12 protein-coding genes are annotated in these 12,480 nt (G+C 69.4%); 5 read left to right on the plus strand and 7 right to left on the minus strand.

Annotated elements, in window-relative coordinates:
* Positions 1-18 precede the first annotated feature (18 nt).
* From ACIBB8_RS07740 to ACIBB8_RS07755, 4 genes are all read right to left on the minus strand, one after another.
* On the minus strand, positions 19-102 hold the full coding sequence (locus ACIBB8_RS07740; RefSeq protein WP_310739661.1) for a putative leader peptide: 84 nt from the start codon (positions 100-102) through the stop codon (positions 19-21).
* A gap of 281 nt (positions 103-383) precedes the next feature.
* The gene (locus ACIBB8_RS07745; RefSeq protein WP_398949524.1) at positions 384-971 is read right to left on the minus strand and encodes a GNAT family N-acetyltransferase; all 588 of its coding nucleotides are present in this window, start codon (positions 969-971) and stop codon (positions 384-386) included.
* A 78-nt stretch (positions 972-1,049) separates the two neighbouring features.
* Positions 1,050-2,291, minus strand: coding sequence for a GAF domain-containing protein (locus ACIBB8_RS07750; protein WP_398949706.1), 1,242 nt, complete (start codon positions 2,289-2,291; stop codon positions 1,050-1,052).
* Positions 2,292-2,775: 484 nt separating this feature from the next.
* Positions 2,776-4,413, minus strand: coding sequence for an acyl-CoA dehydrogenase family protein (locus tag ACIBB8_RS07755; RefSeq protein WP_398949525.1), 1,638 nt, complete (start codon positions 4,411-4,413; stop codon positions 2,776-2,778).
* Positions 4,414-4,430: 17 nt separating this feature from the next.
* Between ACIBB8_RS07755 and ACIBB8_RS07760 the strand changes: the two genes are divergently transcribed.
* Entirely contained in the window at positions 4,431-5,594 is a 1,164-nt protein-coding gene (locus ACIBB8_RS07760) for a YihY/virulence factor BrkB family protein (RefSeq protein WP_398949526.1), read from the plus strand.
* Between the two features lie 11 nt (positions 5,595-5,605).
* Positions 5,606-6,349: a helix-turn-helix domain-containing protein gene (locus tag ACIBB8_RS07765; RefSeq protein ID WP_398949527.1), complete on the plus strand. Its 744-nt coding sequence runs from the start codon at positions 5,606-5,608 to the stop codon at positions 6,347-6,349.
* On the opposite strand, the gene ACIBB8_RS07770 is transcribed toward ACIBB8_RS07765, so the two are convergent.
* On the minus strand, positions 6,286-6,732 hold the full coding sequence (locus tag ACIBB8_RS07770; RefSeq protein WP_398949528.1) for a VOC family protein: 447 nt from the start codon (positions 6,730-6,732) through the stop codon (positions 6,286-6,288). The two genes, ACIBB8_RS07765 and ACIBB8_RS07770, sit on opposite strands and share 64 nt — an antisense overlap.
* Before the next feature lie 281 nt (positions 6,733-7,013).
* On the opposite strand from ACIBB8_RS07770, the gene ACIBB8_RS07775 reads away from it, so the two are divergent.
* Entirely contained in the window at positions 7,014-7,676 is a 663-nt protein-coding gene (locus tag ACIBB8_RS07775) for a hypothetical protein (RefSeq protein ID WP_398949529.1), read from the plus strand.
* A gap of 94 nt (positions 7,677-7,770) precedes the next feature.
* Here the strand turns inward: ACIBB8_RS07775 and ACIBB8_RS07780 are convergent, their stop codons facing one another.
* Both ACIBB8_RS07780 and sigJ read right to left on the minus strand, forming a co-directional pair.
* Entirely contained in the window at positions 7,771-9,882 is a 2,112-nt protein-coding gene (locus ACIBB8_RS07780) for an MMPL family transporter (RefSeq protein WP_398949530.1), read from the minus strand.
* Between the two features lie 16 nt (positions 9,883-9,898).
* Positions 9,899-10,876, minus strand: a complete 978-nt coding sequence (sigJ, locus tag ACIBB8_RS07785; RefSeq protein WP_398949531.1) for an RNA polymerase sigma factor SigJ — start codon at positions 10,874-10,876, stop codon at positions 9,899-9,901.
* 213 nt (positions 10,877-11,089) lie between these two features.
* Here sigJ and ACIBB8_RS07790 point away from each other — a divergent pair, with 213 nt between their 5' ends.
* Complete coding sequence (locus ACIBB8_RS07790; RefSeq protein ID WP_398949532.1) at positions 11,090-11,785, plus strand: ExeA family protein; 696 nt, start codon at positions 11,090-11,092, stop codon at positions 11,783-11,785.
* A 132-nt stretch (positions 11,786-11,917) separates the two neighbouring features.
* Positions 11,918-12,433, plus strand: coding sequence for a GNAT family N-acetyltransferase (locus ACIBB8_RS07795; RefSeq protein ID WP_398949533.1), 516 nt, complete (start codon positions 11,918-11,920; stop codon positions 12,431-12,433).
* Positions 12,434-12,480: the final 47 nt, after the last annotated feature.

Raw genomic sequence — 12,480 nt, forward strand, 5'->3', positions numbered from 1 at the left:
CGGCGGGTGCTGGGACTCTCAGCTCGCCGGACAGATGGCGCTGGACATGCGGCCGAGGTCGACGTGGCGTCGACTCACCAAGGCAATCCCAGTTCCAGGCATGACGGAAGCCTGTCACGCGCGTCTCAGGACAGTCCACCACTATCCATGATGTGGACGAGGCCGTCCCGAACCGTGAGATGACGTGGTGACGGTCACGCTGAGGTGAGCCCGTTCGGATCCGTATGAGCCGCTAGGGCGTGTTTCGAAAGTCCCGCCTGCCGGGCAACCGCACATACCCGGCGGACACACGGCGATCCGGCGCTGAGCCTCGCACGGCGGGGCGCCACAGGTGGTCCCGGTTCCGGGACGGACCCGCGGCGCGCGAGGCACCGGCCCGACTTCTACCGCTGCGCCCCCGGCCACGGCCCCGGCGTGGCCACCTCCGGCTCCAGCTCCACCTTCGTGTCGAAGAGCCGGAACCCGCGCCGCAGGTAGTTGTCCATCGCGTGCGGGCCGTCCTTGGAGCAGGTGTGCAGCCACACCCGCTTCGTCGGCGTCCGCTCCGGCCAGCGCTCCGCCAGGTCCCAGGCGCGTGCGGCCCCGTAGGCGAGCAGATGGCCCCCGATCCGGCGGCCGCGGAATGCCGGGATCAGTCCGAAGTACATGATCTCGACGACGCCCTCGTCCTGCGGGTCCAGTTCGATGTACCCGGCCGGGGTCCCGTTCTCGTACGCCACCCAGGTCTCCGCACCGGGCCGGTCCAGGGCCTCCTGCCACTGCGCGTACGTCATCGAGAGCCGGTCGGTCCACTGGATGTCGCCCCCGACCGCCGTGTACAGGAACCGGCTGAACTCGGGCAGCGGCACCGCCGACCGTACGATCCGGATGTCACCCTCGGGGGCTGCGGCGGGCCGCAGGTCGTCGGGGGAGGTCTGCTCCAGGGACCAGATGGTCACCTCGGCGGCGGCTGTGCGTTCCGTGTTGCTCATGGCTGTCAGGGAATCATGCCGTGCAGCTCTGGCCAAAGCCTGTCCCGCGGTACGGACTGGAGGACTCCGGTTCTCCGGTCACCCCGTCGTACGGGCCCTGACCACTATTGGAGCCGTCGAGTGCGGCAGCAGATCGCCCGGATGCTCCGGGTGGATCACCTCCACCTCGACGCCCTCGCCGAAACGGTACGGGCGGTGCGCCAGCACCTCAGCCAGGTGGCGCCGCATCCGCGAGATCTCGGCCCGGACCGTCACGGTCCGCGTCGCGTCGCCGAAGATGTCCTCCGCCAGTTCGGACGCCGTCCGCCCCTCGCGGTGCAGCGCCAGCATGTACAGCAGCTCGGCATGGCGCGGCGAGAGCCGCTGGGTCCAGGTGCCGACCGGGCCCACCACATTGACCACGAGACCGCGCGGCCGGCTGAGGTCGAGGACCACCCGGCGCGGCGGACCCTCCGACGGACCGTCCGCCACCTGCACGAGCCAGCCGCCGGGCAGCGGCTCCACCCGGCACATACCGAGCGACGGCAGCCACACCCGGCCCGGCTGCAGCGACTTCGGCAGCGGCAGCCTGGCCACCGGCGGCATCCCGGTGACCGCCGCCAGCCAGCCGCGCGTGTCCACCGCCATCGCCCGGCCGCCCAGCCGGGCGAGCAGCGGCGCGGCCACCGACCGCAGCCGGTCGATCGCGATCAGGTGCCGGGTCCGGATCTCGCTCTCGGCGAGCCGGGCCACCGAACCGACCAGGGCGAGCGTGGTCGGATGGAAGGTGGACGCGGACCCGCTGATGTCGACGATGCCCATCATCCGGCCGTCCCGCGGGTCACGGACCGGGGCCGCCGCACACGTCCAGGGGTGCAGGCTGCGGACGAAGTGTTCGGACGAGTGGACCTGCACGGGGGCGCGCTCGGCGAGCGCCGTACCGATCGCGTTCGTGCCCGCGACGGCCTCGGACCAGGCGGCGCCCTCCTCCAGGCAGATGCCGTCGGCCCGGCGCAGCACCCCCGGATTGCCCTGCCGCCACAGCACCCGTCCCTCGGCATCGGTGACGACCACGATCTGCTGCGCGGCGTCGGCGATGGAGACCAGCCCTTCGCTGAGCAGCGGCATCACCTCACCCAGCGCCGAACTCCGGCGCCGGTGCTCGATCTCGTCCGGCTCCAGCAGCACGCTCTCCGTGGACTGCTCCGGATCGATGCCACTGCGCCGCACCCGCTCCCACGAGGCACCGATCTCGGCCCGCGGCGCGACCGGCATCCGGTCGCCGGCCTGCTTCGCCTCCCGGGCCTTGTGGAGCAGGCGCGTGGCCCGCTCCGAGTCCATGGCCGCCAGCCGTGTCACCTCGGCAGCATGTGTCCCCACTGTCGAAATCCCCCCAGATACGAGGGCCGGGTCGGCGGCCCACGGGTCCCATCCTGCCGTTGCGGGGTTCCCGATAGTGCGCACTCCACGCAATGGTTGCAACCCTTTGCAACTCTGGCGGGGACCCACAGGTGCGTACGAGAGTGGCGCAACACCGCACGGCGGAGCCTGTGCCCTGTTGCTCGGTGTGCACAGCATGGAGGGTGGTGCCGTGTCGGCGCAGCACCACCCTCTGTCGCTTTAGACCGACCGGCAAATGGGAGGCGGCGTCGCGGGGCTGGGCACTCACATCTGCGGCGTTGTCGTCAGTCAACAACTCCCCCATAGCTCTGAAGGCATGGGGGGACCCCCTTCGCGTTGCCTCCCTCCTCCGCCTTGCAGCTGCACGCACCCAGCCCCGCTCCTTCTCCCACCCCCCATGTGCCGGTCGGTCTTATCGGGCGGATCAGGGCGCGACGGGCCGTGCGCGCTCCACGATCGACGCCAGGTCCAGGCTGTGCGGCAGCGTCCCGAACGCCGCACCCCAGTCCCCGCCCAGCCGCGACGCGCAGAACGCGTCGGCGACCTCCGGCGGCGCCCAGCGGACCAGGAGCGAACCCTGCAGTACCAGCGCCATCCGTTCGACGAGCCGGCGGGCCCGCGCCTCGATCCCGTTCAGATCGGCGAGTTCGGTCAGCATGTCCTTGATCGCCCCGTCCAGCCGGTGATCGGCACCGCGCGCCCTGCCGACCTCCTGGAGGAACGCGTTCAGCGCGTGCGGTTCGCGCTGCAGCGCCCGCAGGACGTCCAGGGCCTGTACGTTTCCGGAGCCCTCCCAGATCGAGTTGAGCGGCGCCTCGCGCAGCAGCCGCGGCATCCCGGACTCCTCGACGTAACCGTTCCCGCCCAGGCACTCCAGCGCCTCGCCCACCATGGGGGTGCACCGCTTCGTCACCCAGTACTTCGCCGTGGGCACCGCGATCCGCAGAAACGCGGCCTCCGCCTCCGTACCGGCGTCGTACGCGGCGGCCAGCCGCAGTGCCAGCACCGTCGCCGCCTCGGACTCCAGCGCCAGATCGGCCAGTACGTTCCGCATCAGCGGCTTCTCGATCAGCACCCCGCCGAACGCGCTGCGGTATGTGCAGTGGTGGACCGCCTGGGCGACCGCCTGCCGCATCAGCGCCGCCGAACCGGTCACACAGTCCAGCCGGGTCGCCGCCACCATCTCGATGATGGTGCGGACCCCGCGTCCCTCCTCGCCCACCCGGCGTGCCCACGTCCCGTCGAACTCGACCTCGCCCGACGCGTTGGACCGGTTGCCCAGCTTGTCCTTGAGTCGCTGGATCGCGAACACGTTGCGGGTGCCGTCGGGCAGCACCCGGGGCAGCAGGAAGCACGTCAGCCCGCCGGGTGCCTGCGCCAGCACCAGGAAGCCGTCGGACATCGGCGCCGAACAGAACCACTTGTGCCCGGTGAGCAGATACTCGCCGTCGGCGGACAGCGGCTCGGCCCGTGTCGTGTTGGACCGCACATCGGTGCCGCCCTGCTTCTCCGTCATGCCCATGCCGAAGAGCACGCCGGTCTTCTGCGCGGCGGGCCGGAGCCCCCGCTCGTACACCGGCGACGTCAGGCGCGGCTCCCACTCGGCGGCCAGCTCCGGATCGGTCCGCAGCGCGGGCACCGCCGCGTGCGTCATCGACAGCGGGCAGCCGTGCCCGCCCTCGGCCTGTGTCCACACCAGGAACCCGGCCGTGCGCCGCACATGCCCGTCGGGCCGCCCCCAGGCATCGGTCAGCCCGGCGGCGACCGCGTGCCCGAGCAGCCGGTGCCAGGACGGGTGGAACTCCACTTCGTCGATGCGATGCCCGTACCGGTCATGGGTGCGGAGCTTCGGCGGATTCTCGTTCGCCTGCGTGCCCCACTCCTGGACCTGAGCGGACCCCGCGGCCCGGCCCAGGTCGTGCAGTTCCTCGCGCACCTCCGCCAGCCGTTCGGGCGTGAGGTGCCGCTCCACGGCCTCGGTGAGCGCGCGGTCGGCCGCGAAGACGTCGTAGCCGACCAGCGGCGGGACCTGATTGGACACGGTGTGGGTGGTGGCTGCCATGCGGATACGGTAAGGATGTGCAGGCAGCAAATGAAACACCCGAGCGGCCACCGGGTCGGCTCCACCGGGCCCGAGTCCTCTACCGCAACGTATCCAAGCGGCAGATGGTCTGGCAGTTGCTCAAGGACACCGTCAACTCGTGCATGGAGTACCGCATTCTGGGACTCGCGGCTGAGGCGGCGTTCTTCACCCTGCTGTCCCTGCCGCCCCTGCTGCTCGGCCTGATCGGACTGCTGGGGTACGTCGACGAGTGGACCAGTACGACCACGGTCGCCTCCATCGAGCGCAATATCCTCAGCGCGGCGCAGACGGTCCTGTCCGAGCGGGGTGTCAACGACTTCGCGAAACCACTCCTGGCGGACGTCACGACCAGTGCCCGGCCCGATGTCATCTCGATCGGTTTCGCGATCGCGCTCTGGTCCGGGTCCCGCGCTGTGAACGTCTTCATCGACACGATCACCGTGATGTACGGCCTCGACGGCCAGCGCGGCATCGTCAAGACGCGGCTGCTCTCCTTCCTGCTGTACATCGTCGCGCTGCTGCTCGGCGCGGTCGTACTGCCGCTGCTGGTGGTCGGCCCCGACCGGGTCGTGGAGTTCATCCCGTGGGGCACGGAGGTCATCAGCGTCCTGTACTGGCCGCTGGTGATCCTGCTGACGATCGCTTTCCTGACGACGCTCTACCACGTGTCCGTGCCGGTCCGGTCGCCGTGGATGGAGGACGTGCCGGGCGCGCTGGTGGCGCTCGCCATGTGGGTGGTCGGCAGCTTCCTGCTGCGGATCTATCTGACCAGTACGGTCGAGGGGCCGACGATCTACGGGTCGCTTGCCGCCCCCATCGCCGTGCTGCTGTGGATCGGCATCTCCGCGTTCGCGGTACTGGTGGGGGCGGCGGTCAACGCTGCCATCGACCGGGTGTGGCCGTCGGTGGCGACGGCCGCGGCACGTGCGGCCAACGACCGGGCGCGGGCCGCCCAGGCCGCTGAACTGGTGGCGCGGACGAAGGCGGAGTGCGACGAGGACGGTGACAGTCCCTATATGCCGTCCGAGTTCCCGGAGCGGTGGTCGCGGTTCCTGCCGCCGGACGATGTGAAGTCCCGGCTGCTGCAGCCGAGGGGCGAGAAGGACATCGCCAAGGACCCGGAGCAGGAGACGAAGAGGTCCCGGGAGTCCCGTTCGTAGGGGTCACAGCCATGGGCGACACGTACGAGGAGTGGGAGTCCCGGTTCGGCGGGGCGGTCGTCTGGACCCGGCAGGTCTCCGAGGGGCCTGTCGGACCGGTACTGCCCGATGGTTGCATGGACTTGCTCTGGATCGACGGCCGACTGCTCGTCGCCGGGCCCGACAGCCACGCGTACGAGCCCGCCGGGGCGACCGGCGGGCGGTTCACCGGCATCCGGTTCGCTCCCGGCACCGCTCCGGCGCTCCTCGGCGTACCGGCGGACGAACTGCGTGACCAGCGGGTCGAGCTCGCCGATCTGTGGCCGACCGCCCAGGTGCGGGTACTCGCCGAGCGCATCGCCGATGCCGCCGACCCCGCCGCGGCCCTGGAGACCGTGGCACTGCGGCGGGCGGCCGTGACCGGGCCGGCGGACCCGCTGATGCGGTACGTCGCCGTGCAGCTGGCGCGGGGCCGGTCCGTCGCCGACACCGCGCACACGGCCGGTCTCGGCACCCGCCAACTGCACCGCCGTTCCCTGGCGGCCTTCGGCTACGGGCCCAAGACCCTGGCCCGGATCCTGCGACTGCAGCGCGCGCTCGCTCTCGTACGGTCCGGAACGCCGTACGCCGAGGCGGCGCTCACGGCGGGCTGTACCGACCAGGCGCATCTCGCGCGGGAGATGCGCGAACTGGCCGGTACGACCCTGACCGCCTACTGCGAGGCGTCGGCGAACAGCGACACCGCGCAGCCGTCCGGGTCGAGGACCACCGCGTAGCGCTGCCCCCACACGGCGTCCCACGGCTTCAGATGGCCCCGGTACCCGGCGCCGGTCAGATCGTCGTACACCGCGTCCACCTCCGCCGGACCGTCGCAGCGGAACGCGAGCCCGACCCGGTCGCCGCCCCGCGTACCGGACCACTCGGGGTCGTAGGAGCGGACGACGTCCTCGGTGTCCCACATGAGGCGCTGCCCGCCCGGCAGGGTCACTTCGACATGGGGTGCGGAATCCGCTCCGGCCGGGATGTCGAGCCCGAGCCGGCGGTAGAAAGCGAGCGATGCGGCCAGATCCGCGGTCGTGATGCCGATCGCGTCGAGTCGTGGAGTCATGGCCCGAACGTAGAACGGAAACGCGCCACGGGTCTTGTACGAATCGGTCATCCCTTGCCCGGCTGCGGGGGCGTCGGGGCGGGTGGCCTAGATTTTCGGTGCGGACCGGGGGTCTCGACCAGGGGGAACGAAGGGGACGAGGGGATCGAGGAGATGGGACGGGGAAGAATTCTTGCGCCCGGGCTTGGTGATTCTCGGGTTCGGCACGCTGATCGCGGCGGCGCTGCTGGGGCTGATCCGGCTCGCGGGCTGGTCACACCTCTAGGGCCGGTTTCGAAAGGAGCGTCGTCCGCCCGCCAGGCAGGCGGGACAACACGCCCTACGATCACGGCATGGCGAAGCGCAAGGTGCACCGCAGGGCCGAGAAGGTCCTGGGTACGGATCCCTCGGCCCTGGTGTGGTGCAGCATCCCGAGGGCCATACCGAAGCCGCCCGAGGACGTGCACCGGGCGGCGGGCAAGGGGCGGCTGAAGGGGCGCCACCACTGGCTGGTGTACGTGGGCGCGGTGGCGTTCTGTGCTGTCATCATCCCGATCTATCTGATCGACATGCTCGGGAAGCAGATCGGCCGACTCTTCGAGGGCCGGTCGCAGCGCAATAAGCCCAGCCGGAGGAGAGAGACGCCGGCCAGGGACCGCGGGCCCGGGAACGGTGTCTTCGACGGGAACTGGAATCTGGCGGCGGGCCAGCTGATGCTGCGCTGGTTCTCGCAGTCGCCCAGTCCGCGACGGCTGGTCCTGCTGGACCGGGACCGTATCTGTGTCGCCGCCTCGCCGCGCCGCCGTCTCGCGGCCACCAAGGCCGACGACTTCGAGATCGTGGCGGAATTCAGGGCCGACGAGGCGCGCATCGAGGCGGAGGCGGGGCAGCCGCGAGGCTTCGCCGCCTTTCGCATCCGCTTCGCGGACGGCTCCTGGCTGGAGCTCGGCGGTCTGGCCGAGCCCGAGGACGCCGACCACTTCCTGCGGACTGCGGCGGCCCGAGCCGGAGCCTGATCCCGGCTGTGGATGCTCCGCGATGGGGGCGTGTCCGCCTGTCGTCCTTACCGGGCCTCCCGGCCGATGCCGGAAGGCCCGTGGTGAAGGGTTGTCACATGCCGCTGAGAGCAGGTTCGAGGCTGGACTCGTCCACCGGCGACTGGGGGGCGTCGTGATGCCTGAACAGTTTGCTGGGCCACCACATCCATCGACCCACGTCCAGGGTCAGCGCGGTGACCAGCACCGAGCGGACGATCATGGTGTCCAGCAGCACGCCGAACGCCACCGCGAACCCGAGCTCGGCCGCGAACACCAGCGGCAGCGAGGCCATCGCCGCGAAGGTACCGGCCAGCACCAGACCCGCTGAGGTGATCACACCCCCGGTGGTGGACAGCCCCATCAGCGCGCCGCGCCGGGTGCCGTGCAGCAGTGTCACTTCGCGCACCCGGGTGACCAGGAAGATGTTGTAGTCGATGCCCAGGGCGACCAGGAACACGAACGTCAGAAGCGGGAAGGAGGCTTCCGCCCCGGCGAAGTGGAACACGTGGTTGAACATCAGACTGCTCACGCCGAGGGCCGCTCCGAACGACAGCACCACCGTCGCCATGAGCAGCAGCGGGGCGACGATCGCCCGCAGCAGCAGCGTGAGGATCAGGAACACCACGACCAGCACGATGGGGATGATCACCTTGGAGTCACGGGCGGCCGCTTCTTGCGCGTCGAGAGCGATCGCCGTGTTGCCGCCCACTCGGGCATCCGCCCCCTCGATCCCGTGGACCGCGGTTCTGACCCGCTCGACGGTGCGCATCGCGGCCGTGCTGCTGGGATCGTTTTCGAGCTCCCCGAGCATGATGGCCTCGCCATCCTTGACCATCGGCGCCGAGGCGTCAGCGACTCCTGGGACGCTGGACAGCGCGGTCTTCACCTGCTCCGCCGAGGCGGCCTTGGCCACGACGTAGATGGGGTCGCCCGACCCGGCCGGGAAGTGCCTGGACTGGATCTCCTCGCCGACGGCCATCTGCGGCTTGTTGGTGAACTGGTCCTGGGCGGAGAGCCCATCGGCCTTGAGCCCGAACACCCCGATCGCCATGACACCGAGGACGAGCGCGGTGCCGATCCACACGACCCGCGGTCGGCCGGAGACGGCGGTGCCGACCCGGGCCCAGAGGCCCTCGTCGGTCGCCCCGGCCGATCCGTACGACGGCTTCACCGGCCAGAAGATCCAGCGGCCGCAGATGACCAGCAGGGCCGGCATCAGGGTGACCATGGCGAGCAGCCCGACGAGGATGCCCACGGCACAGGCCGGCCCGAGCCCCTTGGTGGAGTTGAGGGTGGCCAGCATCAGCAGCATCAGGCTGACCGCGACGGTCGCGGCGCTGGCGATGATCGCGGGACTGGAGCGGTGCAGGGCCTCCGCCATCGCCTCGTGCCGGTCCTCGTGCCGCTCCAACTCCTCCCGGTATCGCGAGATGAGCAGTAGTGCGTAGTCGGTGGCGGCGCCGAACACCAGCACGGTCAGGATGAAGCTGGTCTGCTTGTTGACGGTGAGTCCGGCGTTCTTCGCCAGCAGGTAGATCACCGCTTCCGACGTGACCAGGGCGACGCCCACGGTCAGTAGTGGCAGCAGTGGCAGCGACGGGCTGCGGTAGGTGAGCAGCAGGATCACGACCACCACCAACGCGGTGATCGTTGTCAGGCCGCCTCCTCCACTGAAGGCCTTGATCGAGTCGGATGCGTAACCTGCCGGTCCGGTGACGTGGAACCCGAGACCGCCCGCGTTCTCTTCGCCGACCTTGGCCATCGCGTCGACGACCTTGCCGATCCCTTCCCAGCCCGACTTGTCCTTGTGGACCTGGACCACGGTCTGGATGGCCTTGCCGTCCTGGGCCTTCAATGGGCCCTGTGGCTGCCCCACGACGTTTTCGATGCCCTTGAAGGCTTGGGCGTCGGCTCGGGCCTTGGTCATGTCGGCATCGGTGACGCCCTCGGGCCGGTCGTAGACCACAATCGCAGGCATCGTATCGGCAGGCTGGAACTTCTCGGCTCGGTCGACGACCTTGGTCGACTCCGCGTTACTGGGCAGCCAGGCCGAATTGTCGTTCTTTTCAACGTCGCCGAGCTTGCCGGCCAGCATGAGGGCCGGGACCAGCAGGGCCACCCAGAGGGCGAGGATGACCCATTTCGTCACCCTGCCACTGGGAAGGGCCGCCATTCTGCGCATCATGTGGATTCCTCGGCGTTCAGTCGACGTGGGAGAGCTTGTCGGGATTGGCGACGACGTAGATCCCGCACACCTGGCCGCCGTCCGGAGTGAGGTCAAGGACGAGGACGGCGTAGAGGGTGTCGCCGGCGAACAGCAGCGCTGACGGGTCGCCGTTGACGCTGCGGTAGGCGATGTCGAGGCCCTTGCCGGAGTGGGGGGCGGCCGCGGCGAGCAGGCGCGCGACCTTGTCCCGGCCGTGGAGCGGCCGCTGGCCCGCCGGTGCCCTGCCCTTGCCTCCGGCGTCACCCCACAGGGTCACGTCCGGCGCCAGGGTCTGCAGGAGGGCGTCCAGGTCGCCGCCGAGCGCGGCGGCCAGGAACCGTTCGGTCACCTGCTGCTGGACGTGCGGGTCGGGATCGTAGCGGGGGCGTCGAGCATGGACGTGCTCGCGGGCGCGATGGGCGAGCTGGCGAATCGCCGAGGGGCTGCGGCCGAGGATTTCTGCGATCTCGGTGTGGGCGTAGCCGAACACCTCGTGCAGGACGAACACCCCGCGTTCCAGTGGAGTGAGGGTTTCCAGGATCACCAACAGCGCCATCGACACCGACTCGGCACGCATGGCAGCATCAACGGCATCGTCGGGGACGGGCGTGTCGGTGAGGGGGTTGACGAGCGGGTCGGGCAGCCATGGTCCGACGTAGGTTTCACGACGGCGACTGATGGTGGCCCGGTGGGCGAGGGCCCGGTTCACCGCGATCCGCACCAGGTAGGCGCGCGGGTTGTCGATCCGCTCAGCGCTCGGCGCCTGGTTTCTGGTCGTCCACGACAGCCATGTCTCCTGCAACACGTCCTCGGTGTCGGCGACGCTGCCGAGCATGTTGTAGACGATGGAGAACAGCAGCTCACGGTGGTCGTGGAACACCTGTGTCGCGGTGTTCGCCACCGGAGCCGACTTCGCCGCCTGCGGGCTGCCTTCTGATGAGGCTGCCTGTGAGTCCGGCGGGGGGTAGTGCATCGTAGGGCCTCCTGTCGCGGATGCATTCCGAACTGAGAGCGACCCAGGCACCCGGAGTGTGACATCCACCCCGGAAATGTGATCCACATCTCACCAATGGCCTGCGATGTCACCTGCGATGTCATACCGAGACGTCGTCTTGATCGCTGGCTGGACGTCAGACTTCGGCAGGCGAAGAGGAGTCTGGCTGCGATCGTGCGGGGTGCGGCCCCTGTGTCAGGACCGGTTCGCACGCGTCGTGCGAATGACGACGAGCACTCGGTCAACGCCTACGAGCATGGCAACGCAAGGCCCGACGAATTCCTGCTGGCCTGGATCGAGTTGATCGCTTCCTGCCTGCACCGCCGGTCACTGTCCATCGTCGAGGCCGGCGCCCGGGCATGCTCTCCGCTGCGATGGCGCGCTGGACCGAGGCCCAGGCTCACCGCCCAGACCGGTCTCGCCCTCACAGCCGAACGTGAGGAACGTAGACGCACCCCGGTCCTGGTCCTGGACGAGGCTCACCTGCTCGACTACGAACAGCTCGAAGCCATCCGCATGCTCACCAACACCGCGATGGACCAGGACTCGCCGCTGTCCTGCCTGCTCGTGGGCCGGCCCACCCTGCGACGGACGATGAAACTCGCTGTCCTCGCGGCCCTCGAACAGCGGACCGCCCTGCGCTACACGATGCCCGGCATGGCCGCGACCGAGACCGCCAGCTACATCAAGCACCACCTCGTACTCGCCGGCCGGGCCGATCAACTGTTCACCGAGGACGCCATCGCGCTCGTCCACACCACCGCCCGCGGATTTCCCCGCGCGGTCAACAACCTCTGCCTGCAAGCCCTGGTCGCCACCTTCGCCACCGGTAAGTCCCTCGTCGACGAGAAAGCCGCCCAGTCCGCCGTCACCGAAGTGCTCGACTGAACAGCCAGGCTCCGCAAGCCACGGACACCCTGCACAGGAAGGGTCGTTTCAAGCCATGTGAGCGGGATCAGGGCCGCTGATGACCGGCACCTCGGATCATGTCACCATCCCAGGTGCAGCGAGGAGGACTCAGTGCAGTTGCGCAACGTCACACTGGACGACGTCGAAGCCTATGCCCGGATGCGGTGCGACCCCGTAATGATGGCCGACCTCGGCGGCCCGCTGCCGCCCGACGGCATGAAAGACAAGGTGCGTCGAGATGCCCTCGAAGCAGCGGCCGACACCGCCTGGATCAAGATGATTATCCCAGATGCGGACACTCCCGAAGTGGTGGCCGGAACGGTGACCATCTGGTCCCACGACACCGACGACGGACCCATGTCCGAGATCGGATGGATGATCCTGCCGGAATTCCAGGGACACGGCCTGGGCAAGCGCGCGGCCCGCGCCCTGCTCGAACAGGCTCGGAACGAAGACCGCTGGGGAGCCGTGCACGCTTTTCCGGCAACGAGCAATGGGGCCTCGAACGGCATCTGTCGATCTCTCGGCTTCCGGTTCATCGCCGAACAGAATGTGACGTTCGCGGACCGAGTTCTGCGAAGCAACCACTGGGCCATCAACCTCCGCACTGACCTGGTGCCAACATGACATCCACAGATCACACGGCCAGGCGATGCATGCAACCTGCATGAACG

Source organism: Streptomyces sp. NPDC051286 (genome assembly GCF_044455345.1).
Taxonomy (GTDB): domain Bacteria; phylum Actinomycetota; class Actinomycetes; order Streptomycetales; family Streptomycetaceae; genus Streptomyces.